Origin of the sequence: Mycobacterium avium subsp. avium, assembly GCF_009741445.1 — a bacterium.
In the GTDB taxonomy this organism is placed as follows: Bacteria; Actinomycetota; Actinomycetes; order Mycobacteriales; family Mycobacteriaceae; genus Mycobacterium; species Mycobacterium avium.
In genome coordinates this window covers 3,746,684-3,768,548 of record NZ_CP046507.1, presented here as the reverse complement: position 1 = coordinate 3,768,548, position 21,865 = coordinate 3,746,684, and the positions used below count along the sequence as shown (strand labels likewise).

Here is a 21,865-nt window from a genome sequence, read left to right as displayed (position 1 = left end):
CCACAAGATCACCCGGATCGCGTGCTCGGGGTGCCGACCCCGCGCCGGGCGGGGGACAGCCGTTCGTAGATGCGTTCGGTGTCGGCCGCCACCCGGTCCCAGCTGTAGCGGGCCCGGGCCCGCTCCCGCCCGGCCTCGCCCAGCGTCCGGCCGCGGCGGCCGTCGCGCAGCAGGGCGGCGACGGCCTCACCCAGAGCGTCCGGGTCCTTGGGCGGCACCAGCCGGCCGGTGGCGCCGTCGACGACGGTGTCGCGGATCCCGCCCACCGCGGTGGCCACCACCGGGACCCCGCACGCCATGGCTTCCAGCGGCACGATGCCGAACGGCTCGTACCACGGCGTGCAGGCCACCACGTCGGCCGAGCGCAGCAACGCCGGCATCTGCGCGCGGGTGACCCCGCCCAGCAGCCGCACCCGGTCGGCGACGCCGAGCTCGCCGGCCAGTCGTTGCAGCCGCCGCGCCTGCTCGTCGCCGGCCAGTTCGGCCGCCGGCGGCCCGCCCACGATCACCAACTCGGCGTCCGGGATGCGGGGCAGGGCGCGCACGATGGTGTCAAAACCCTTGCGCGGCACCAGCCGTCCCACCGTGACAATGCGCGGCCGCGCACCGCGGGCAGCGACCGGGCCGTCGGGGGTGAACGCATCGAGGTCCACTCCGCACGGCACCACCGAGGTGCGGGATCGGGCCCGGCCCATGCGCACCAGCTCGAAGACCTCGTCGGTGCTGGTGGCCGCCACCCAGTCGGCTTCCCGGGCGACCCGGGCTTCGACGTCGATCCGGCAGTCCGGGCTGGTGTCGTCGCTGCCCTGGTGCAGCCGCTTGGTCAGCCCGAGCGCGTGGAAGGTCTGCACGGTCGGTATCGAATGCGCGCGGGCGGCCCGCTGGGTGGCCACCCCCGACATCCAGAAGTGCGCATGGGCCACATCGGGCCCGTCCGAGCACCACTGCTGGCGCAGGAACTGCGCGAAGCCGTACATGTATTGCAGCAACTCGTCTTTGGGCAGCACCCGCGCCGGTCCCGCCGGCACGTGCACCACGCTGTAGCCGTGCGGGGTTTCGACCGAGTCGGGAAGCCGCGGGTCGTCGCGGCGCGTGTAGACCACCACGTCGTGGCCGCGCCGCGCCAGCGCGCAGGACAGCTCGGCGACGTGGACGTTCTGTCCGCCCGCGTCCACGCCGCCCAAATGTGCCAGCGGGCTGGCGTGTTCGGAGATCATCGCGATTCTCATGCGGGTTCCTTCCCTGCTCATCTGCACAGCTCCCCGATCACTCGGTCCCAGTCGGCCAGAAAGCGTTTGAGTCCGAACCGGGCGGTGGCGAAGTCCCGGGCGGCCTTGCCGGCGGCCACCGCCCTGGCCTGGTCGTCCAGGAAGCCCCGCAACCCCTCACCCAGTCTGGCTGGGTCGGCGCTGACAACTCCTGCCTCGCAAGGGATTACGAACGGCGCCATGGTCGAGCCGACGGCCACCACCGGCATGCCCAGCAGCATGGCCTCGATCAGGGACAGCCCGAGTGAGGTCCAGCGGGCGGTGTGCAGGTAGACCCGCCGGCGCGCGACGTCTCCGAACAGCCGCGGGGTGGGCACGTCGCCGCGGCCGCGCACCGCGCCGCGGTTGGCGCACAACCCCTCGGTGCCGATGCCCCATACGTCGATCTGGGCGTAGGCCGACAACGGTTCCAGCAGATCGGCGCCGACGATGCGGCCGCGGCGCCCCGGCTCGTTGATCATGGTGGCCACCCGGGGAATCTCGCCGCTGTACAGCGGCCCCGGATCGGCCACCCCGTGGTCGATGACCCGGGTCGGCGCAATCCCGTTGTCCCACATCAACCGGTTGAAGTCGGTGACGTGCACCAGGGGGATGTCGGCGCGGTCGGCCAGCGGATGCCGGGTCTGTGCCGCGCTGGGGCGCGGGGTGTTGTGCTCGACGTAGACCGCCGGCACGTCGACCCCGACCCGGCGGCCCGCCCAGCGGGCGACCAGCTCGGCCTCGTGCGGGCGTTGCAGCACCACCAGGTCGATATCGCGGTCGGCCAGGTCCTCGAATGCCACCTCGCGGGCGTTGGGCCAGCACCGGCCGGCCAGTCCGATGCCGTCCGGGCCGCGGTCGGGGGCCACCGGGATCAGGTAGCGGTGCCGGCCCGCGACGAAGGACTGCGTCCACGACCCGTGCACATGCCACACCAGGACGCTCTTTGCTCGGACAGGATCCAACATGGCGGGCCAAATACCCTGTAGGTACTGGCATAAACAGCGCCGGGCCCGACGTTTTCCCCGGGCGCACGGTCCCGGCGAGGCGCAGCGAACCTCTGTAAACCGTTAGTGGGCAAGTGATTCCACGCGTAGGGAACCGATTCTCCGGCGCCCGCGGCGCGCGCCGGTTCTGTCCAGTAAGCGAATCGCCGGGGACATTTGACGAACGGTTGTCGGTGTCGAACCGGTTTGCCCGGCCGCCGGCCCCGCGCGGGTGCCGGGCCGCGCGGACAAACCTGCCGGGCGGCGCTAGGCCGATTTCGGCAGCGCGGATGCTCCGGAGGCGCTGTGGCCCTTGGCCACTCGCCGGATCAGCATCCGGGTGGCCTTGTCCAGGATCTCCTGGGCGGCGTCGGGGTCGCGGGCGCGGCCCGCGCGCCGCGTCGCCGCGCCGATGGTCAGTCCCCGCTCATACCCGGTGATCACCCGCGGGTCCACATAGGAGCCGCGCGCCACCGCCGGGGTGTTGCCCAGCTCCTCGGCCACCTCTTTCATCACCGCCGCCTCGACCCGCCTGGCGACCCGCCGCGACACCGCGGGATCGGCCTCGGCGAACGCCGCCGCCGCCAGCACCGTGCCGTGCCAGGTGCGCAAGTCCTTGACCGTGTACTGGTCGCCGACCAGCTCCTTGAACCGGTCGTTGAGGTCGTCGGCGCGCACCTCCGACCATCCGGATGCGGTGCGGCACACCAACAACCGGTCTCCGCGGTGCCGCCGTCGCATCAGCGCACGCACCGCCCTGACCACTTCGCGATCCTCGACCCGCACGGTGCGCCGGACCCCGCTCTTGGCCGGGAAGTCGAACTCCACCGCGTCACGCCGGACCGTCACGTGCTCGCACAGCAGGGTGGACAACCCGTAGGACTCGTTCTCCTCGGCGTACTGCTCGCCGCCGGAACGGAAGTAGCCGCGATCGAGCAGCCGCAGCCCCAGCGCCAGCACCCGCTCGCGGGTCAAACCCCGGGCGGCCAGGTCCTCGGCGATTCGGGCCCGCCAGGCCGGCAGCTCGGTGGACAGCTCCAGCACCCGGTCGAACTTCTCCTCCGCGCGTTCCTGCTGCCACGCGCAGTGGTACAGGTACTGGCGGCGACCGGCCGCGTCGACGCCGACGGCCTGGATGTGGCCGTTGGGGTGGGGCGAGATCCACACTTTCTTCCACGCCGGCGGAATGACCAGATCCTTGATGCGCTGCAGGGTTTCGGGATCGCGCACCGTGGTGCCGTCCGGCGCGTGATAAGAAAATCCCTTACCGCGCCGTTTGCGGGTGATCCCCGGTTTGCTCAGCACGCTGCGACGGAGCCGCATTCGGAACCCTCCAGTTTTCTTGGCTGTCCGCAACGGCCGGCCGCAACGCAATTGCGGGCCGGGGCCATTCGCCTCAGATACCCACCCGAGAAGTCGTTCACACCGCGGCGGCGCCGGCAGGCGAATGCGAAAACGACCCGCCACGGCGTTGTGGCGGGTCGTCTCCGATGGCGTCAGCCGGCCATGAACTCCTGGTACGCCGACTCCAGATACGGCGGCAGCGCGGTGACATTGCACTGCCGTTCGGTGTCGCCGATCGGCGCCAGGATGCCGCGCAGGTCGTTGTACTCCTGCGGGTGACCGGTGAAATAGCTGCGCAGGCTGGATTCGGCCTGCGGCCTCGGCTGGCCGTAGGCGGCGGTCACCACTTGGTTGGCGTCCGGGTGTGCCGCCAGGTACTGCTGGGCCGAGCCCTCCACCGCGGACACGGTGGAGTTCACACCGCTGGGACTGCAGTCGGGTGCGGCGGCCGCCGACGGTGCGCCGACGATGCCCATGGCCATTCCCCCGAGCAGACAGCCGGCGCTGACCCCGGCCACTTTCCGGCGCGCGACGATACTGCTGATTTTCATGTGCTTTGTTGTCCTTCGAATTCGAAGCGAAATGTTCTCGACTGAGGCTCCCGATCCTCGAAATCCAAAGTAGCGGAGGCCAACAGTGGCCGTGTTCGCTGACAACGAACCCACCGTGCCGGTAAGGGCCGTGGGACGGGTGTTTGCTAAGCGAATGATCAACCGAGCCGCGAATCTTTAAGAAATGGCGCCGCGCTCTTAGGCAATGGTGAGGGTGATTGTGACGGAATCGTTATCCGCGCCGGGGCTTTCCGTCCCCGTCGGGGCCCCGATGTCCGTCCCCGCCAGCGCCCCGATGGCCGTCGCCGCCGGGCGGCGCCAGGGTCTGCAGCCAGGTGTCGACGTCGGGCCCGACGACCACCGCGTGCCCGGAGGCCAGCAGCGCCCCGGCACCGAGCGCGGACACCGCGGGCTCGACACTGCGCACCGCCCGGCGATCGCCTTGCCGCACAAGCAGTTTCGAGGTCAGTTCGGGAAGCCGGATGGCGTCCGGGCCGGTGATGGTGCGCGGCGTGTGGGTCTGCGCCAGGGCAGTCTCGACCAACACGTCGGCGACGGTGTCGGCGGCGATGGGCTGGATCAGCCAGTCCTCGACGATCACCTCGTTGTCGTCACAGCTCACCGCGTCGTGGTTGGTGGCGAATTCGTACCACTGCGTCGACTTCACGACGGTGGTCGGGACCGGGCCGTCCAGCAGGATCTCCTTCGCCTCCCGTTTGGCCTGGTAGTAGGGGAATTCGTCGAACACCGGGTCCTCGATGCCGGCGATCGTCAATACCACCAGGCGCTGTACTTCCTGGGTGGCGCACGCCCCCATGATGTTGCGGGCGGCGGTGGCCAGCGTCTGCCGGATGTCGGATCGCCCGTCGGGCGGCACCGGATTGGAGACGTCGATGACGACGTCGACGCCCTCGAGCGCCCGGGTGAGCCCGGGTGCGTCGAATACGTCGACGCCCTGCGTCCGGGAGATCTCGACCACCGCGACGTCACGCGGCCTCAGCCGGGCGACGACGCGGGAGCCGGCCGTGCCGGTTGCCCCTATCACGGCGATGGTGGTCAGTGCTCTCACCTGCCTTCTGCTCCGTGCCGCGGGGGAGCTACCCAGTAACGGCCCGTTCAAACCCGCCGACCGCCGGTCCGCGGCGTGACCTGCGCCGGCCGCCGGGCCCGCGGTGACGGCCCGCACATCCGCGGGCGCGATACCGGGGCGAACCGTTTGACACCGCCCGCGGCGGGAACGCCTTGGATGCCATCGAGCGCAAGCTCACTCACCAGCTACCAGAGAGGTCGAACCCATGGGGGACCAGCAGAGCGGGCCGCAGGAAGCGGTCAAGGGCGCCGTCGAGGGCGTGAAGGGCAAGGCCAAGGAGGTCGGCGGGACCATCCTCGGCCGCGACGACCTGACCGAAGAGGGTCAGGCCCAGCAGGACAAGGCCGACGCCCAGCGCGACGCGGGCAAGAAGGAAGCCGAGGCCGAGTCGGCGCGGGCCGGCGCGGAGGCCGCCGAGGAGCGCCAGAAGAAGAACCAATAGGCTGCCCGCCAAGGGGAGGGGCCCGGTCCGATCGGCGGACCGGGCCCTTTCCGTGCGCGTGGGTTTCAACCGATCGGGTCCGGCTATTCGGGGTGCAACGGCGCTGTCGGCGTGCAGTGAGGTAGCGAGGTGAGACATGGGCCTGGTGCAGCTGGTGGGCGGCGTGGTCGGGTTTTTGCGCGCGGGCTATCCCCGGCAGGCGCCCGCCGTCGGCTACGTGCCGGCGCTGGCGCTGCTGCCGCGGCGCACTCCCGACGACGACATCGCCACCGTCGCGAGAATTCTTGCGCCGCAAGGTATCACGCGCACAGCGCGGATCGACGCGGCCGAGATCGGCGCGCAGATCGTCCGCATCGCCGACGAGCTGCCCGCCCCGGGCGACGTCGAGCGGGTGCTGGCGGCGATGAGCCGTCACACCCGCTGCAGGTCCACCACCAACGGGCGGTGATCCGAGATCGGCATCAGGTCGGCCTGCACGGCGGCGCAGCGCAGCCGGCGATCATCGGTCAGGATGTGGTCGAGCTGGCGGTTGGGGTTGTCCGCCGGAAAGGTTTTGGCGTTGCCCAGCGCCCGCATCCCCGACCAGCGGCGCACGGTCTGCGGCGTCATGTTCAGGTCCCCGGTCAGCAGCCGCGGCCCGGGCAAGCCGCGCAGGTCGCGAATCAGCCGGCGCAGCTGGCGCCGGTTCCAGCCGGGAACGAAGGACAGGTGGGTGTTGGCCACCGTGAGTTCGCCGATCGGGGTGCCCAGCTGCGCGATGACGGCGGCGCGCGGTTCCTCGTCGACGATCATCACCCGGTTGGGGCCGGGCAGGTACATCGGAAATCGCATCGGAATGCGGGGTAACCGCAGCACCTGCCAGCTGGCCACCGGATACCGGGACAGCAGCGCGATCCCGTAGGCGGCGGTGCCGGGTTGCTCGTCGCCGGTGGCCGCCATCCAGGTGGCCCCCGGCGTGCCCGAAATCGCGGCCACGAACCGGTGTTCCACCGCGCCCATGGCCTCGGCCGCCGCGCCGGTCAGATCGGCGTGTTCGGACCGGGGTTGGTCGCAGTCCACCTCCTGCAGGCTGAGCACGTCCGGATCGAGCCGGCGTATGCAGTCCCGCAGCCGCTCCACGATGACGCCGTCGCCGACGGTGCGACCGTGCAGGATGTTGAAGGTCGCCACACGCATAGCTTTTCGGCTGCTCACTTTCCCCTCGTACGGTCACCCCCCGCGCCGTGCGCCCCAGCGGGTTACCGAAAAACCACCTCGCCCACCGCCAGCAACCGCGCCAGCACGAACCCCGGCAGCGCGGGGGCCGAGCCGCCGGTGGGCTCGAATCGGCTGCGATACCGTTGCGCGGCAAGGCGTTTGCGACTCACCGCCCAGGCCGGCGCGGGCACCGCATGGGCCCGGTCCCACGGTACCGCCGGGTCGCCCGGAACGGCCCAGTGCCACATCCACACCGGATATTCCAGCAGCGCGGCCCCGGTGTGCGCGCAGGCGGCCCACGTGGCGTGTCCCACGGCCTCGTGATCGGGATGCCCGTCGCCGCGCCACGGCGCCGCACACCAGGCGCCGGGCGCGGCGGCGCGCAGGATCTCGGTCAACGCCCCGGTGAGACGTTCCTCGTGAGCGGTCAACTCGCCGCCCGGAAGGCCCAGCGACAGCGGGGGAGGAGCGTTCAATGTGTTTGTCGCCGACCGTAATTCGAATCTGCGGATGGTCTGGGCGCGAAGCCGCTCCGAGGCTGCGGAGCCGGGCCGTGCCCCGCCGTCGCTGACGCAGACCACCTGCACGCGAACGCCGATCGCCACCAGCTGGGTGATCATCGCGCCCACACCGAGTGTTTCGTCGTCGGGGTGGGCGGCGACGACGACCAGGCCGGGACAGCCGGCCAGGTTCAGGGCGGGCAGCGGCGCCTCTTGAAAAGCGGCCAGCCACAACGGGACCGGGGTGCCGCTGTGGGTCAGCGGCTTGGCGGCGAACCTGGCCCGGTTGCCCGCCGGCACGGTCGTCACGGCGCCCGCACCGCCCGCCGTCCGGCCAGCCGGCCGAGTTCGGCCAGGTCGCGCTCGGCATGGCTTTGCCGGATGTAGATGCTCAGGTCGGCGACGCGCTGGGCATGCCGGCCGTCCTGGCACAGCGGGCCGGGCCCCAGGGCCCGGCCGGTGCGGGTGATCGCCTCGTCCACGGCGTGTTCCACCACCGTGCGCACCCGGCGGGCCAGCAGCTGTGCGGTACCGGCCCGGTCGAACGGGTCGGCGTCGACCTGCGCCGCGGCCGCGGCCAGCATCGCGTCCCCCGCGGCCAGCGCGGCGTCCACGGCGCCCAGGTGCGCCAGCGAATACGCGTCAGCGGATTGGCTTGCCGCGCAACGATACAGCGGATCGGCGACCCGGCGCGCGCCGCCCAGCCAGCAGGCGGCCACGCCGATGGCGCCGTGCCAGAAGCCGGGCCGGATCAGATAGTCGCCCGGGTCGCCGACGGCGACGGCGTGGGTGTTGGTGAACTGCACCGGCCTGGTGTCGCTGCCGGCCATCCCCGCGTTCCACCAGGTGCTGGGCAACGCCTTGACGGTCGGGTCGGTCACGGTCACCGCGAACAGGCCCGGTGTTCCGTCGTCGCGGCGCGCGGTCACCAGCGCATGCGTGCAGAACCCGGCGCCCGGGCACCACACCTTGGTGCCGTTCAACAGGTACGCGCCGCGGATGTCGGTGGCGGTCAGCACCGCGTCCGGGGCCTCGGCCGCCCACACGCTCCACAACTGCCCCGGTTCCGGGGGCTTGCCGCCCAGTTCGTGCAGGATCGCGACGGCGTCGACGTGCGCCTCGGCCACCCTGGCCGCCACGATGTTCTCCGCGGCCAGCTCGGCCAGGCGTTGCCAGCGTTCGGCGGTGCGCCCCGAGGCGGGTAGCGGCAACTCGAGCCGCCCCGACTCCAGCCAGTGCTTGACCAACCCCGCCGTCACGCGCAATCACCCGCCACCGATCCCCCCAATTGGCCAAAGCGACAGACGATTCCGTCGAGCCGGCCGGCGCCGGGCCGACCGGCCAGCCAGCCCGCATCCACCCGGCTCCCGGCGCCGGTGCACGTCGCCGGCTTGGCTGCCTCGTTGTGCGCGGGAATCACCACGGCGACAGCATCATAGGCGCATGGCACAGGAGTTGACATAACCCACGATTTCCCAATCGGCCGCAAGTTAAACGGTCTTGACAACCGCGCGGCGCCGTGACCAGGGGTCAACGGGTTGGCCGCCCTGCGGGCGGGGTATGACTATGCACCATGACATCCGGCGACGCGCGCGCCGACACCGCCGCGGCCGCCCCGCGGCTGCGGGAGGCGCTGCGCGCGGCGGCATCGGCGCTCAAGGAGAAGGGCCCGCGTTTCGCCCTGGCCGGCAGCTACGCGTTATGGGCTTACGGCGCACCGGAACCCAGCCACGACGCCGACCTGGTGGTGGCCGAGGCGGACGTGGAGACCGCGGTGACCACCCTGGCCAGCGCCGGGTTCGAAATCGAACGCCCGCCGGAGGACTGGCTCTTCAAGGCCCGCACCGGCGACATGCGGGTCGATGTGCTGCACCGCCTCAACGGCGTGCCCGTCGATGCGCAGACCCTGGACCGCGCCGAGCACCACGACGTGCTGGCGATCGGCATGCCGGTGCTGCCACCCACCATGGTGCTCGTCCAGCAGCTGCGCTCGCTGGGCGAGCACCACTGCGACTTCGCCAAGCTGCTGCCCGCGGTGCGCGCCGTGCGCGAACGGCTGGACTGGGACGAAATCCGGGCTCAGACCGCCGACAACGACTACGCGGTCGCCTTCCTGGTGCTGGCCGAACGACTGCGGTTGACGAGATGACGGATCAGTGGTTGCGCAGTTTGGCGACCAGCTTGTCCTTGGTCAGGCCCGAATAGCCGGAAATGCCAAGCTCTTTGGCCCGCTTCTTCAATTCCGGCACGGTCCAGTCCTGATAGGACCCGGACTTGCCGCCGCGGCGGCCCACCGACGACTTGCCTTGGCCGGCGGCCGCATTGGAGATGCGCGCGGCCTTCTCCTTGGATTCGCCCTTCTTGCGCAGATCCTGATACATCTTTTCGTTCTTGATCGACGAGCGCGGCATGACTTGTCCTCCTGTCCACGATGACGCCTTCTGAGCCGGATGCCCGTCCCGGCGGCCGGGAAAACCTTTTGGCGGTCTTCGGCCGGCTTTCAGGCCGGCACCGCGTCGGTGCGCCGCTGCCAGCACCGGTGCTGCGCGAGCGCGGCGGCGAATTCCTCGGCGAAGCGCTCGGGCAGCTCGTCGGCGGCGGCCTTGGTGGTGACCACCGCTTGGTCGTTGAGCACGTCGGTGTCCTCGGCGAGCCGGTTGTCGATGCCGGCCTTGCGGAGCAGGTCGACACCGGCCCCGTAGGCGCCGATCGGCTTGAGGTGTTTGTAGGCCTCGGTGACGAAGTGCACGGCGTAGCCGTCGTCGGACAGCGTCGACACCGACCGCGGTCCGCACGCCACCACCACCGCGTCGTAGAGCACCGACGCCATCGTCGTGAAGGACCGGTCCACCCGCAGCTCGCCGCCGGACCCACCCGCCAGCGTGCCGCCGGCCACCGGGGCCAGCACCTCGACCACCGCGCCGCGCTGCTCCATCAGCTCGGTGAAGCGTTGCGTGCCCACCACGTCGACGCCGTCGGCGGCCAGCACCGCGATCCGGCGCGACGCGATGGTGTCGCCGCCGTCGGTGACCTGCGAAAGCGCCGGGGAAACTGGTGCCGACTCGTCCACCTGCTCCTCGGGCGGCTCGGGCAGCCCCAGTTTCGCCGCGACCTGGGCGGCCAGCTGGTCATCGACGCGGGCGAGTTGTGCCACCACCGCGGAACGGATTTCGGGCATCTCCACCTTGCCGAGTTCGAAGGCGAAGGCGGCCACGATGTGTTCGGCCTCCACCGGCGACATGCTCTTGAAGAACATCCGCGCCTGGCCGTAGTGGTTCTGGAACGCCTCGGCGCGCTTGCGCATCGTCTGCCCGTCCACCCGCTGGGTGTAGTGCCGGAACACGTCCTCGTCGGCCAGTGCGGGACAACCGCCGCCGATGCTGTTCTTGAAGTAACTGGACCGGCCCTGCGGAATCGCGTGCTGCCCGTAACCGTCGTGCTGGTTGGTCCGCACCTGCGCCACCGGGCGGTTGACCGGCAGCTGCGCGAAGTTGGGGCCGCCCAACCGGATCAGCTGCGTGTCCAGATAGGAGAAGTTGCGGAACTGCAGCAACGGGTCGTTGGTGAAATCGATGCCCGGCACCACGTTGGCGGTGTGGAACGCGACCTGCTCGGTCTCGGCGAAAAAGTTGTCGGGGTTGCGGTTCAACACCATCTTGCCCACCGGCAATACCGGAACCTGTTCTTCCGGAATGATTTTCGTCGCGTCCAGCAGATCGAAGTCGAAGCTGAACTCGTCGTCCTCGGCGACCAGCTGCACGCCCAGCTCCCACTCCGGGTACTGGCCGGATTCGATGGCCTCCCACAGGTCGCGGCGGTTGTAATCGGGGTCTTTGCCGGCGATCTTCTGGCATTCGTCCCAGATCAGCGAGTGCACGCCGAGTCGGGGCTTCCAGTGGAACTTCACGAAAGTCCCCTCGCCGCGGGCGTTCACCAGCCGGAAGGTGTGCACCCCGAACCCCTGCATCATGCGGTAGCTGCGCGGCAGCGCCCGGTCCGACATCAGCCACATGATGGCGTGCAACGTCTCGGGCTGCAGCGACACGAAGTCCCACAGCGTGTCGTGCGCCGACTGCGCCTGCGGAATCTCGTTGTGCGGCTCGGGTTTCACCGCGTGCACGAAGTCGGGGAACTTGATGCCGTCCTGGATGAAGAACACCGGGAAGTTGTTGCCCACCAAGTCGTAATTGCCTTGTTCGGTATAGAACTTGGTGGCGAACCCGCGCACGTCGCGGACGGTGTCGGCCGAACCGCGCGATCCGGCGACCGTCGAGAAACGCACGAACACCGGCGTCCTGGTGCCCGGCGAGGTCAGGAACTTCGCCGCCGTGTACTGCGCCAACCGGTCGTCGTACGGTTCGAAATAGCCGTAGGCGCCGGCCCCGCGCGCATGCACCACACGCTCCGGGATGCGCTCGTGGTCGAAGTGGGTGATCTTCTCCCGGGCGTGGAAATCCTCGAGCAGCGTCGGACCCCGCTCGCCGACGGTGAGCGCATCGTCGGTGTGGTCGACGCGCACGCCCTGCTGCGTGGTCAGGTATCCGGTGTCGCGGCGGAACCGCGCGGACTCCAGATCGCGCTGCTTGGGATCGGGCGCACCCGAAGTGTGGTCGGTGGCCATGTGTTGCCTCCTTAGGGTTGAAGGGGTCTGGGATTGGATGTCCTGGATGCCCAGGACGGTGGGGTGTGGCTAATGTGTTGTTGCAACGGTTGTTGCTTGAAAGGAATGGCCGCCCTGCCGTTTTGGACGGTCCTGGCCACTGATTGAGATCTGACGCGTACTCGATGACGCTGCTCTAAGGACCTGTTGGCGGGGTTGTCCGCGGGGACTGCGACGACAGGAGTAGCGGTATGGCCGAACCCGACCGAGTGTGGGTGGGTATCGACGTCGGTAAGTCCACTCATCATGCGTGCGCGATCGATGACACCGGAAAGGTGGTGTGGTCGAAGAAAATCCCGAACGAACAGGCCGCGATCGAAGACCTGATCGCCCAGGGCGGCCGGATTGCTAACCACGTGGTGTGGGCGATCGATTTGACCTCGCCGCCGGCGGCGCTGCTGATCGCCGTACTGCTGAGCGCGAAAGCCGAGGTGGTGTATGTGCCGGGCCGCACGGTTAACACGATGAGTCATGCGTTCCGCGGCGAAGGCAAGACCGACGCCAAAGACGCGCGGGTAATCGCCGAAACCGCTCGGCACCGACGAGATCTGTCCCCGGTCGTACCCGGCGAAGACCTGGTTGCCGAATTGCGGTCGCTGACCGCATACCGGTCGGATCTGATGGCTGACTGGGTGCGAGGCGTGAACCGGCTGCGCTCGATGCTCACCGCCATCTTCCCTGCTCTGGAAGCTGCGTTCGACTACTCCACCCGCGCGCCGTTGATCCTGGTATCCGCTATGTGCACTCCGGGCGAAATCCGGTCGGCAAAAAGAGCTGGCGTGATCAAGCACCTTCGGAAAAACCGGGCATGGCCCAACAACATCGACACGATCGCCGACAAGGCGCTCGCCGCGGCAGCAGGCCAGATAATCACCCTTCCCGGCGAAGCCGGAACCGCCGCGCTCATCAAGCAACTCGCAGCACGGCTGCTGGACTTGGATCGGCAGATCAAGGACATCGATAAGCAAATCACCAACAAATTTCGTGAGCATCCCAGCGCCGCCATCATCGAGTCGATGCCCGGCATGGGGCCACACCTGGGCGCTGAGTTCCTCGTAATCACCGGCGGCAACATGGCCGCCTTCACCAACCCCGGCCGACTGGCATCGTTCGCCGGATTGGTACCCGTCCCACGCGATTCCGGCCGTATCACCGGCAATCTGCATCGGCCCAAGCGCTACAACCGGCGCCTGCGCCGCGTGTTCTACCTCGCCGCCCTGTCCAGCCTCAAGATCGAAGGTCCCTCGCGGGCTTTCTACGACCGCAAACGATCCGAGAACCATATCCACACCCAGGCCCTGCTTGCCCTGGCACGCCGCCACGTCGACGTCCTGTGGGCACTGCTGCGCGACAACAGAACCTGGCAACCCCAGCAACCAACCGTGGCAGCTGCCTGACGCACTCACCGGGCGTCCTCACCGCTTGACACGCTCATTGAGATTCCGTTCGGCGGGTCGTTTGGTCGAAATGGCAATGCAGTACCACTTTGGCTGGCACGATGGCTACTCGTGACTGCAGCGGTTACTCCAAAAGGAGAACGCCGGCGGTACGCGCTCGTGAGCGCCGCCGCCGAGCTGCTGGCCGAGGGTGGGTTCGAGGCGGTACGGCACCGGGCGGTCGCCCGGCGGGCCGGATTGCCGCTGGCATCCACCACCTATTACTTCTCCTCCCTGGACGACCTGATCGCCCGCGCGGTCGAGCACATCGCCATGATCGAGGTGGCCCAGCTGCGGTCCCGGGTCAGCGCCTTGTCGCGGCGCCGCCGCGGACCGGAGACCATCGCCGAGGTGCTGGCCGACCTGCTGGTCGGCGACGTCTCCGGCCCGGGCCTGACCGAGCAGCTGATCTCGCGCTACGAACGGCACATCGCCTGTACCCGGCTGCCCGCGCTGCGCGAGACGATGCGCCGCAGCCTGCGCCAGCGCGCCGAGGCGGTGGCGGAGGCCATCGAACGCTCGGGCCGCTCGGTGCACATCGACCTGGTGTGCACCCTGATCTGCGCGGTGGACGGCTCGGTGGTGTCGGCCCTGGTGGAGGGCCGGGATCCGCGGGCGGCGGCCCAGGGTGCGGTGGTCGACCTCATCGAGGTGCTGGCCCCGATCGATCAGCGGCCGGTGCAGATCTGAGCGATTGCCGGCGGGCCGCCGGCAGCGACGGCGTCACGATGCAGCCGGTGCCGGGGTCGCCGTAGCTGGTTACCGCGTCCGGGCGGCGCTGGGCGAACAGCGCCACATAGGCGCAGACGACGGCGTCGACGGGATCCTCGGCGCGGCGCAGCTCGCTCTTGCGCTGCGCGCATTCGACGGCCCGGCGCAGCGCGCGCCAACCGGCGTGGCCGCCGACCCGCACCGGGACCGGGGCGTGCGCCAGCCGCTCCACGCCCGCCATCAGCAGCAGCAGCTCGGACTTGAGCCGCTCCAGGCTGCGGCCGGGCTTGGCCTTGTATTTCAGGGTTTGCTGTAACCCGAACAGGGCGACGGTCGCGGCGTGCGGGTAGACCTCGATGGCGCGCCGGGGCCGCGGCGAACGCGGGTCCAGCGCGAGGCCCAGCGCCGCGGCCAGCCGGGCCGCCCGCGGGCCGTCGGCGAATTCAGGTTTCCCGGTGTTGCACGGGTGGGTGCCGGCCTGGAACCGGCGGAAGTCGCGGTTGAGCGCGGTCTCGGCGGGACGCTGGCCGGTCGGGTTGTTCACCACCAGCGGCGCGTCGAAGGCGACCAGGCACTCCCCGCGCACGTACGGGTCGAGCGCGGCCAGGATCTCGTCGTCGTCGCGGACCGCGGCCACGCTCACCAGCTCGCCGCCGGAGTCGATGACGGCGACGCCCGTCGGGTTCCGCCCCGCCCAGGCGAGGTCGACGCCGGCGAAGTACATGGGTCCAGACTGCCGCCAAACCGCGACCGCGGACGCCGTTACCCGGTGAATCCGTTGCCCGCCGCGGTCTCGCGGTGCTCGATGAACCGTAAGCTCTATGTCTGTGAGCATTCCGAATGTGCTGGCTGCCCGGTACGCCAGTGCCGAGATGGTTGCGATCTGGTCGCCGGAAGCCAAGGTGGTCGCCGAGCGGCGGCTGTGGCTCGCGGTGCTGCGCGCGCAGCAACAGTTGGGTGTCGCGGTTCCCGCCGAGGCGATCGCGGACTACGAGCGGGTGCTCGAGGACGTCGATCTGGCCTCGATCGCGGACCGCGAACGCCTGCTGCGCCACGACGTCAAGGCCCGCATCGAGGAATTCAACGCGCTGGCCGGCCACGAGCACGTGCACAAGGGCATGACCAGCCGGGATCTGACCGAGAACGTCGAGCAGCTGCAGATCCGGCGCTCGCTGGAACTGGTCTTCGCCCACGGCGTCGCGGTCGCCGCGCGGCTGGCCGAACGGGCGGTGGCCTACCGCGACCTGGTGATGGCCGGGCGCAGCCACAACGTCGCCGCCCAGGCCACCACCTTGGGCAAGCGATTCGCCTCGGCCGCCCAGGAGACGCTGATCGCGTTGGCCCGGCTGCGCGAGTTGATCGACCGTTACCCGTTGCGCGGCATCAAGGGCCCGATGGGCACGTCGCAGGACATGCTTGACCTGCTCGGCGGCGACCCGGCCAAGCTCGCCGAACTCGAGCGGCGGGTCGCCGAATTCCTGGGTTTCTCAACGGTTTTGACCAGCGTCGGGCAGGTGTACCCGCGGTCGCTGGACCACGACGTGATCTCCGCGCTGGTGCAGCTGGGCGCGGGCCCCTCGTCGATGGCGCACACCATCCGGTTGATGGCCGGGCACGAACTGGTCACCGAGGGATTCGCGCCGGGTCAGGTCGGGTCGTCGGCGATGCCGCACAAGATGAACACCCGCAGCTGCGAACGGGTCAACGGCCTGCAGGTGGTGCTGCGCGGCTACGCCTCGATGGCCGCCGAACTGGCCGGCGCGCAGTGGAACGAGGGCGACGTGTTCTGCTCGGTGGTGCGCCGAGTTGCATTGCCGGACAGCTTCTTTGCCATCGACGGGCAGATCGAGACGTTTCTGACGGTGCTCGACGAGTTCGGCGCCTACCCGGCGGTGATCGGTCGCGAGCTGGACCGCTACCTGCCGTTCTTGGCCACCACCAAGGTGTTGATCGCCGCGGTGCGCGCCGGGATGGGCCGCGAGGCCGCGCATCACGTGATCCGCGAGCACGCGGTGGCCACCGCGCTGGCGATGCGGGAACACGGCGCCGAGCCCGACCTGTTGGAGCGGCTGGCCGCCGACGAGCGGCTGCCGCTGGACCGGGCGGCCCTGGACGCCGCGCTGGCCGACAGGCGGGCGTTCACCGGCGCCGCCGCCGACCAGGTGGACGAGGTGGCCGCCCAGGTGGACGCCCTGGTGAGCCGCTACCCGGACGCGGCCAAGTACACCCCGGGGGCCATCCTGTGACTCTCGCCGGCACGCTTTCGCAGATCGACTTCACCGATCTGGACAACTTCGCCAACGGATTTCCGCACCACCTGTTCGCCGTGCATCGGCGCGAGGCGCCGGTGTACTGGCATGAGCCGACGGACAACACCCCGGACGGCGAGGGCTTCTGGTCGGTGGCCTCCTATGCGGAAACCCTTGAGGTGCTCAAGGATCCGGCGACCTACTCGTCGGTGACCGGTGGTGAACGCCCGTACGGCGGGACGCTGCTGCAGGACCTGGCGATCGCCGGCCAGGTGCTGAACATGATGGACGATCCGCGGCATTCCCAGATCCGGCGGCTGGTCAGCTCCGGCTTGACGCCGCGGATGATCCGCCTGGTCGAAGACGACCTGCGGGCCAGGGCGCGCCGGCTGCTGGACGCGGTGGTGCCGGGCGAGCCGTTCGACTTTCTGGTCGACATCGCCGCCGAGCTGCCGATGCAGATGATCTGCATCCTGCTGGGAGTGCCCGAGTCCGAACGGCATTGGTTGTTTCAGGCGATCGAGCCGCAGTTCGATTTCGGCGGCTCCCGCAAGGCGGCGTTGTCGCAGCTGTCCGAGGCAGAAGCCGGTTCGCGGATGTACGAGTACGGCCAGCAGTTGATCGCCGCCAAGCGCGCCGAGCCGACCGACGACATGTTGTCGGTGGTCGCCAACGCGACGCTGGATGACGCTGCGGCGCCGGCCCTTTCCGACCTCGAGCTGTACCTGTTCTTCAGCCTGTTGTTCAGCGCCGGGGCGGAAACCACCCGCAACGCGGTTGCGGGCGGGCTGCTGGCGCTGGCCGAGCATCCGGAGCAATTGCGTTGGCTGCGTGACGATCTGGGGGCGCTGCCGAGGGCCGTCGAGGAGATGGTGCGCTGGACCTCGCCCTCGCCGTCCAAGCGGCGCACCGCCACCCGCGATGCCACGCTCGGCGGCCAATCGATCAAGGCCGGGCAGAAGGTGCAGATCTGGGAGGGCTCGGCGAATCGCGACGCCAGCGTGTTCGACCGCGCCGACGAATTCGACGTCACCCGAAAACCCAACCCGCACTTGGGTTTTGGTCAGGGTGTGCACTACTGCCTGGGCGCCAACCTGGCCCGGCTGGAGCTGCGGGTGCTGTTCGAGGAGTTGCTGTCCCGGTTCGGCGCGGTGCGGGTGGTCCGGCCGGTCGAATGGGCCCGCAGCAATCGGCACACCGGCATCCGGCACCTGGTCGTGGAACTCCGCGAAGAACAGTGACGGGCCGGTTCGCCGACGTCGAGGCGCGGGCGCTGCCGCTACATCCCGCGGATCGCGATACCGGCCGACTGTAATTCCAGCGCGGCCAGCGCCCGGATGGTGGCGGGATCCTCGCGTCGCCAACCGCCGACCGGGTCCGCGCTGACGGCGGTCAACTTCCGTGGCGGGCGGTTCGCCAGCGCGCGCAGCGCCAGCAATTGGGCGCCGGCCGGGGTGGCGGCCAACGCGGTGACCGTCAGCTTGCGCCGAAAGAAGCGAAGCCGCAGGAACAACCACGGCCCCACCGCGACCAGGATCGGCAGCGCCACCACTGCCATCGCCAGCAGCACCGCCAGCCAGCTCGCCGCCACGTCCAGGTCGTGACCGGCGCCGGCCATGTCCAGCGCGGCCTGGCTGGCGGAGTTGAGCGGCTTGCTGACGGTGTCGCCCACCACCGGAATGTGCTGGGCGCCGTGACCGGCGGAGGCCAGGTTGCCGGCGACGCCGTGCGCGCCGCTCTCGACCTGCCGGCCGGCGTCGGCGATGGTGGCGATGGCGTCGTAAACCGCCAGCCCGACCAGGATCCACAGTCCGGTCCAGATGACGACGGCGAGGTCGCTGAACAGCTGGGCGGCCAGCCGCCCGGGCCTGGTGGAGTAGGGCAGAAACCGCGGTGTCATAGCCTCGATCCCAGCACACGGCCGGCGTCCCGGTGCCCGATAGGCTGACCGGATGCCTGCACTGTCGGACTACCAGCATCTGGTCAGCGGCAAGGTCCGTGAGCTGTATCGCGTCGACGACGAGCACCTGCTGTTGGTCGCCACCGACCGGATCTCGGCGTACGACTTCGTGCTGGACAGCACCATCCCGGACAAGGGCCGCATCCTGACGGCGATGAGCGTCTTTTTCTTCGGCCTCGTCGATGCCCCCAACCACCTGGCCGGACCGCCCGACGACCCGCGCATTCCCGACGAGGTGCTGGGCCGCGCGCTGGTGGTGCGCCAGCTCGAGATGCTCCCGGTGGAATGCGTGGCGCGCGGCTACCTGACCGGCTCGGGGCTACTGGACTACCAGGCGACCGGCAAGGTCTGCGGCATTGCGTTGCCGCCCGGACTGGTCGAGGCGAGCAAGTTCGCCGAGCCGCTGTTCACCCCGGCGACCAAGGCCGCCCTGGGCGACCACGACGAGAACATCTCCTTTGCCCGGGTGATCGAGATGGTCGGCGGGGTGCGGGCCAACCAGCTGCGCGACCGCACGTTGCAGATCTACGTCCAGGCCGCCGACCACGCGCTACGGAAGGGAATCATCATCGCGGACACCAAGTTCGAGTTCGGCACCGACCCGGATGGCAATCTTCTGCTGGCCGACGAGATCTTCACCCCGGACTCGTCGCGGTACTGGCCGGCCGACGAATACCGGGTCGGCGTGCCACAGACCAGCTTCGACAAACAGTTCGTCCGCAACTGGCTCACCAGCCCCGAATCCGGCTGGGACCGGCACGGCACCGAACCGCCCCCACCCCTGCCCGACCACATCATCGAGGCCACCCGCAACCGCTATATCGAAGCCTACGAACGCATTTCCGGGCTGCGTTTCGACGACTGGATCGGTCCGCGCGCATGACCGAGACCCACCTGGCCACCTCCGTGCCGCCCGTCGCCAAGCGGGTGGACACCCGGCGCGAGCATCACGGCGACGTCTTCGTCGACCCCTACGAGTGGTTGCGGGAGAAGACCGACCCCGACGTCATCGCCCACCTCGAGGCGGAGAGCGACTACGCCGACCGGATGACCGCCCACCTGGCCCCGCTGCGCCAGCAGATCTTCGACGAGATCAAGGCGCGCACCAAAGAGACCGACCTGTCCGTGCCGACCCGGCAGGGCCGGTGGTGGTACTACGCCCGCACCTATGAAGGCAAGCAGTATCGCGTCCAATGCCGTTGTCCCGTAGCCGATCCCGATGACTGGAATCCGCCGAACCTGGACGAGGACACCGACATCCCGGGCGAGCAGATCATGCTCGATTCGAACGTCGAAGCCGAGGGTCACGAGTTCTTCGCGCTCGGCGCCGCCACCGTCAGCCTGGACGGGAACCTGCTGGCGTATTCCGTCGACACCGTCGGCGACGAACGTTATACGTTGCGGTTCAAGGACTTACGGACCGGTGAACTGTATCCGGACGAGATCGCCGACATCGCGGCGGGAGCCACCTGGGCCGCCGACAACCGCACCGTGTACTACCTCACCCTGGATGCGGCACACCGCCCCGACAAGGTGTGGCGGTACCGGGCAGGCTCCGGCGAGGCACCCGAGCTGGTCTATCACGAAGCTGACGAGAAGTTCTGGCTCGGCGTGGGTCTCACCCGAAGCGAGGCCTACGTCATGATCGCCTCGGGCTCCTCGATCACCTCCGAATTCCGCTACGCCGACGCCGCCGACCCGCACGCGCAGTTCACCGTGGTGCTGCCGCGCCGCGAAGGTGTCGAGTACTCGGTCGAGCATGCGGTGGTCGGCGGGCAGGACCGGTTTTTGATCCTGCACAACGACGGCGCGGTGAACTTCACCCTCACCGAGGCCCCGGTCAGCGATCCGACCCGGCAGCGCACCCTGATCCCGCACCGCGACGACGTCCGGCTCGACGCGGTGGACGCCTTCGAAGGCCACCTGGTCATCAGCTACCGGCGTGCGGCGCTGCCGCGGCTGCAGCTGTGGCGCATCGACGCCGACGGCACATACGCGCGGCCCGAAGAGATTTCGTTCGACTCCGAGCTGATGTCGGCCGGGCTGGCCGGCAACCCGAACTGGTCGGCGCCCCGGCTGCGGATCAGGGCCGGCTCGTTGGTCATCCCGGCGCGGGTCTACGACATCGACTTCGTCACCGGGGAGCGGAGCCTGCTGCGCGAGCAACCCGTACTGGGGGATTACCGGCCCGCCGACTACGTCGAACGGCGCGACTGGGCCGTCGCCGACGACGGCACCCGCGTACCGGTGTCCATCGTGCACCGTGTCGACATTGAATTCCCTTCTCCCGCACTGATTTACGGCTACGGCGCCTACGAGATCTGCATCGATCCGAGCTTCTCCATCGCCCGGCTGTCGCTGCTGGACCGCGGCATGGTGTTCGCGATCGCACACGTGCGCGGTGGCGGCGAGATGGGCCGGCTGTGGTACGAGCACGGCAAGCTTCTGGAGAAGAAGAACACCTTCACCGACTTCGTCTCGGCGGCAAGGCATTTGGTGGAGTCGAATGTCACCCGGCCGGATCGGCTGGTGGCGCTGGGCGGCAGTGCCGGCGGCTTGCTGGTGGGGGCGGTGGCCAACCTGGCTCCGGAGCTGTTCGCCGGGATACTCGCGCAGGTGCCGTTCGTCGATCCGCTGACCACCATCCTGGATCCGTCGCTGCCGCTGACCGTCACCGAGTGGGACGAATGGGGAAACCCACTGGCGGACAAGGACGTCTACTTCTACATGAAGTCCTACTCGCCCTATGAGAACGTCGAGGCCAGGCGGTATCCGGCGATCATGGCGATGACGTCGCTCAACGACACCAGGGTGTACTACGTGGAGCCGGCGAAATGGGTTGCCGCACTGCGGCATGCCAACCCGGCCGGCGGCCCGTTCCTGTTGAAGACCCAGATGAACGCCGGGCACGGTGGCGTCAGCGGCCGCTACAAGGCATGGGAGGAAACCGCCTACCAGTACGCGTGGCTGCTAGCGGCCGCCGAGGGCGACCGCTACGGCGGCGGCCAGAAAGACGATCTCCATCCCGATCCGCAGGGGTAGTCGGGTCGTCATCGATTTGGGCGGGTCGGGCATCCGCGAGGCGTGGATGTTGGCCGGGAACATGGCCAGCATCAACACCAGCAGGCAGCCGGCCGCGGCCGCCCGGGTTGCCGGCAGCAACAGGCCGAGCGCGCCCAGCAGCTCGAGCACCCCGGTGAGACTGACCAGCAGGCCGGGTGCGGGCAACCGGGGCGGAACGATGGCGACCAGGTCCGCGCGCAGTGGCGGCGCGAAGTGCGCGATCCCGGTCAGCACGAACATCGCGGCCAGTCCGACGGCCAGCGCCGGGGCCCAACCGTCGACGTAGCCCACGCCCAGTCGGCCCACCACCCACGCCACCAGGCTGCCCACCACCAGGGTGATCAACGGCGCCATCCCAACCTCCCGCAATCTAGACACTGACAAGAGCTCAGACCGCCGAAGCTACCCTCGGTATCTAGTCATTGTCAA

The 21,865-nt window shown here is 69.4% G+C and carries 22 protein-coding genes; 9 read left to right on the top strand and 13 right to left on the bottom strand.

What is annotated here, in order from left to right; genetic code table 11:
* Positions 1-8 precede the first annotated feature (8 nt).
* From MAA44156_RS17540 to MAA44156_RS17520, 5 genes are all read right to left on the bottom strand, one after another.
* Positions 9-1,229 carry a glycosyltransferase gene (locus tag MAA44156_RS17540; protein WP_031353849.1) on the bottom strand — a complete coding sequence of 407 codons (1,221 nt, stop codon included), beginning with the start codon at positions 1,227-1,229 and terminating at the stop codon, positions 9-11.
* A 17-nt stretch (positions 1,230-1,246) separates the two neighbouring features.
* Positions 1,247-2,215, bottom strand: a complete 969-nt coding sequence (locus MAA44156_RS17535) for a glycosyltransferase (protein WP_023879574.1) — start codon at positions 2,213-2,215, stop codon at positions 1,247-1,249.
* 285 nt (positions 2,216-2,500) lie between these two features.
* Positions 2,501-3,556 (bottom strand): DNA topoisomerase IB, encoded by a 1,056-nt coding sequence (locus MAA44156_RS17530; RefSeq protein WP_009978530.1) that lies wholly within the window; start codon positions 3,554-3,556, stop codon positions 2,501-2,503.
* Positions 3,557-3,729: 173 nt separating this feature from the next.
* Positions 3,730-4,128 carry a heme-binding protein gene (locus MAA44156_RS17525; protein WP_003874774.1) on the bottom strand — a complete coding sequence of 133 codons (399 nt, stop codon included), beginning with the start codon at positions 4,126-4,128 and terminating at the stop codon, positions 3,730-3,732.
* Between the two features lie 232 nt (positions 4,129-4,360).
* A complete protein-coding gene (locus MAA44156_RS17520; RefSeq protein WP_023879576.1) occupies positions 4,361-5,197 on the bottom strand; it encodes an SDR family oxidoreductase in 837 nt (278 codons plus the stop codon).
* A 226-nt stretch (positions 5,198-5,423) separates the two neighbouring features.
* Here MAA44156_RS17520 and mbp1 point away from each other — a divergent pair, with 226 nt between their 5' ends.
* Positions 5,424-5,660, top strand: a complete 237-nt coding sequence (gene mbp1 / locus MAA44156_RS17515) for a microaggregate-binding protein 1 (RefSeq protein WP_003874776.1) — start codon at positions 5,424-5,426, stop codon at positions 5,658-5,660.
* Between the two features lie 136 nt (positions 5,661-5,796).
* Complete coding sequence (locus MAA44156_RS17510) at positions 5,797-6,108, top strand: DUF3349 domain-containing protein (RefSeq protein ID WP_009978528.1); 312 nt, start codon at positions 5,797-5,799, stop codon at positions 6,106-6,108.
* On the opposite strand, the gene MAA44156_RS17505 is transcribed toward MAA44156_RS17510, so the two are convergent.
* The 3 genes from MAA44156_RS17505 to MAA44156_RS17495 form a co-directional block, all read right to left on the bottom strand.
* A complete protein-coding gene (locus MAA44156_RS17505; protein ID WP_009978526.1) occupies positions 6,072-6,836 on the bottom strand; it encodes an endonuclease/exonuclease/phosphatase family protein in 765 nt (254 codons plus the stop codon). The genes MAA44156_RS17510 and MAA44156_RS17505 overlap by 37 nt on opposite strands.
* A gap of 62 nt (positions 6,837-6,898) precedes the next feature.
* Entirely contained in the window at positions 6,899-7,666 is a 768-nt protein-coding gene (locus tag MAA44156_RS17500; protein WP_009978525.1) for a PIG-L deacetylase family protein, read from the bottom strand.
* The gene (locus MAA44156_RS17495; protein ID WP_003874781.1) at positions 7,663-8,616 is read right to left on the bottom strand and encodes an acyl-CoA dehydrogenase family protein; all 954 of its coding nucleotides are present in this window, start codon (positions 8,614-8,616) and stop codon (positions 7,663-7,665) included. Before MAA44156_RS17495 ends, MAA44156_RS17500 begins: the two co-directional genes overlap by 4 nt.
* Positions 8,617-8,930: 314 nt before the next feature.
* Here MAA44156_RS17495 and MAA44156_RS17490 point away from each other — a divergent pair, with 314 nt between their 5' ends.
* Entirely contained in the window at positions 8,931-9,506 is a 576-nt protein-coding gene (locus tag MAA44156_RS17490; protein WP_009978524.1) for a nucleotidyltransferase family protein, read from the top strand.
* Between the two features lie 4 nt (positions 9,507-9,510).
* Here the strand turns inward: MAA44156_RS17490 and MAA44156_RS17485 are convergent, their stop codons facing one another.
* Positions 9,511-9,768, bottom strand: a complete 258-nt coding sequence (locus MAA44156_RS17485) for a DUF7218 family protein (protein WP_003874783.1) — start codon at positions 9,766-9,768, stop codon at positions 9,511-9,513.
* A gap of 89 nt (positions 9,769-9,857) precedes the next feature.
* Entirely contained in the window at positions 9,858-11,978 is a 2,121-nt protein-coding gene (locus tag MAA44156_RS17480; RefSeq protein ID WP_009978523.1) for a catalase, read from the bottom strand.
* 230 nt (positions 11,979-12,208) lie between these two features.
* On the opposite strand from MAA44156_RS17480, the gene MAA44156_RS17475 reads away from it, so the two are divergent.
* Both MAA44156_RS17475 and MAA44156_RS17470 read left to right on the top strand, forming a co-directional pair.
* On the top strand, positions 12,209-13,414 hold the full coding sequence (locus MAA44156_RS17475) for an IS110-like element IS901 family transposase (RefSeq protein WP_009974923.1): 1,206 nt from the start codon (positions 12,209-12,211) through the stop codon (positions 13,412-13,414).
* 111 nt (positions 13,415-13,525) lie between these two features.
* Positions 13,526-14,143 (top strand): TetR/AcrR family transcriptional regulator, encoded by a 618-nt coding sequence (locus MAA44156_RS17470; protein ID WP_010948907.1) that lies wholly within the window; start codon positions 13,526-13,528, stop codon positions 14,141-14,143.
* Here the strand turns inward: MAA44156_RS17470 and MAA44156_RS17465 are convergent.
* Positions 14,097-14,888, bottom strand: a complete 792-nt coding sequence (locus MAA44156_RS17465) for a DUF429 domain-containing protein (protein ID WP_009974898.1) — start codon at positions 14,886-14,888, stop codon at positions 14,097-14,099. The two genes, MAA44156_RS17470 and MAA44156_RS17465, sit on opposite strands and share 47 nt — an antisense overlap.
* A gap of 103 nt (positions 14,889-14,991) precedes the next feature.
* Between MAA44156_RS17465 and purB the strand changes: the two genes are divergently transcribed.
* Entirely contained in the window at positions 14,992-16,410 is a 1,419-nt protein-coding gene (gene purB, locus MAA44156_RS17460; RefSeq protein ID WP_009974899.1) for an adenylosuccinate lyase, read from the top strand.
* Complete coding sequence (locus MAA44156_RS17455; RefSeq protein WP_009974900.1) at positions 16,407-17,654, top strand: cytochrome P450; 1,248 nt, start codon at positions 16,407-16,409, stop codon at positions 17,652-17,654. The genes purB and MAA44156_RS17455 overlap by 4 nt, the downstream gene beginning before the upstream one ends.
* 38 nt (positions 17,655-17,692) lie before the next feature.
* Here MAA44156_RS17455 and MAA44156_RS17450 read toward each other — a convergent pair whose 3' ends face one another.
* Positions 17,693-18,313, bottom strand: coding sequence for a hypothetical protein (locus tag MAA44156_RS17450; RefSeq protein ID WP_009974901.1), 621 nt, complete (start codon positions 18,311-18,313; stop codon positions 17,693-17,695).
* 52 nt (positions 18,314-18,365) lie between these two features.
* Here MAA44156_RS17450 and MAA44156_RS17445 point away from each other — a divergent pair, with 52 nt between their 5' ends.
* Positions 18,366-19,256, top strand: a complete 891-nt coding sequence (locus MAA44156_RS17445) for a phosphoribosylaminoimidazolesuccinocarboxamide synthase (RefSeq protein WP_009974902.1) — start codon at positions 18,366-18,368, stop codon at positions 19,254-19,256.
* On the top strand, positions 19,253-21,415 hold the full coding sequence (locus tag MAA44156_RS17440) for a S9 family peptidase (protein ID WP_009974904.1): 2,163 nt from the start codon (positions 19,253-19,255) through the stop codon (positions 21,413-21,415). The genes MAA44156_RS17445 and MAA44156_RS17440 overlap by 4 nt, the downstream gene beginning before the upstream one ends.
* Here the strand turns inward: MAA44156_RS17440 and MAA44156_RS17435 are convergent.
* Entirely contained in the window at positions 21,344-21,790 is a 447-nt protein-coding gene (locus tag MAA44156_RS17435; RefSeq protein ID WP_023880347.1) for a DoxX family protein, read from the bottom strand. The genes MAA44156_RS17440 and MAA44156_RS17435 overlap by 72 nt on opposite strands.
* Positions 21,791-21,865: the final 75 nt, after the last annotated feature.

What these genes read in the sequence shown, in the direction of transcription:
- MAA44156_RS17440 (WP_009974904.1), top strand. Translation starts at nt 19,253, where the DNA reads ATGACCGAGACCCACCTGGCCACCTCCGTGCCGCCCGTCGCCAAGCGG.
- MAA44156_RS17480 (WP_009978523.1), bottom strand. Translation starts at nt 11,978, where the DNA reads ATGGCCACCGACCACACTTCGGGTGCGCCCGATCCCAAGCAGCGCGAT.
- MAA44156_RS17525 (WP_003874774.1), bottom strand. Translation starts at nt 4,128, where the DNA reads ATGAAAATCAGCAGTATCGTCGCGCGCCGGAAAGTGGCCGGGGTCAGC.
- MAA44156_RS17505 (WP_009978526.1), bottom strand. Translation starts at nt 6,836, where the DNA reads ATGCGTGTGGCGACCTTCAACATCCTGCACGGTCGCACCGTCGGCGAC.
- MAA44156_RS17530 (WP_009978530.1), bottom strand. Translation starts at nt 3,556, where the DNA reads ATGCGGCTCCGTCGCAGCGTGCTGAGCAAACCGGGGATCACCCGCAAA.
- MAA44156_RS17475 (WP_009974923.1), top strand. Translation starts at nt 12,209, where the DNA reads ATGGCCGAACCCGACCGAGTGTGGGTGGGTATCGACGTCGGTAAGTCC.
- MAA44156_RS17535 (WP_023879574.1), bottom strand. Translation starts at nt 2,215, where the DNA reads ATGTTGGATCCTGTCCGAGCAAAGAGCGTCCTGGTGTGGCATGTGCAC.
- MAA44156_RS17540 (WP_031353849.1), bottom strand. Translation starts at nt 1,229, where the DNA reads ATGAGAATCGCGATGATCTCCGAACACGCCAGCCCGCTGGCACATTTG.
- MAA44156_RS17450 (WP_009974901.1), bottom strand. Translation starts at nt 18,313, where the DNA reads ATGACACCGCGGTTTCTGCCCTACTCCACCAGGCCCGGGCGGCTGGCC.
- MAA44156_RS17435 (WP_023880347.1), bottom strand. Translation starts at nt 21,790, where the DNA reads ATGGCGCCGTTGATCACCCTGGTGGTGGGCAGCCTGGTGGCGTGGGTG.
- mbp1 (WP_003874776.1), top strand. Translation starts at nt 5,424, where the DNA reads ATGGGGGACCAGCAGAGCGGGCCGCAGGAAGCGGTCAAGGGCGCCGTC.
- MAA44156_RS17490 (WP_009978524.1), top strand. Translation starts at nt 8,931, where the DNA reads ATGACATCCGGCGACGCGCGCGCCGACACCGCCGCGGCCGCCCCGCGG.
- MAA44156_RS17510 (WP_009978528.1), top strand. Translation starts at nt 5,797, where the DNA reads ATGGGCCTGGTGCAGCTGGTGGGCGGCGTGGTCGGGTTTTTGCGCGCG.
- MAA44156_RS17445 (WP_009974902.1), top strand. Translation starts at nt 18,366, where the DNA reads ATGCCTGCACTGTCGGACTACCAGCATCTGGTCAGCGGCAAGGTCCGT.
- MAA44156_RS17485 (WP_003874783.1), bottom strand. Translation starts at nt 9,768, where the DNA reads ATGCCGCGCTCGTCGATCAAGAACGAAAAGATGTATCAGGATCTGCGC.
- MAA44156_RS17465 (WP_009974898.1), bottom strand. Translation starts at nt 14,888, where the DNA reads ATGTACTTCGCCGGCGTCGACCTCGCCTGGGCGGGGCGGAACCCGACG.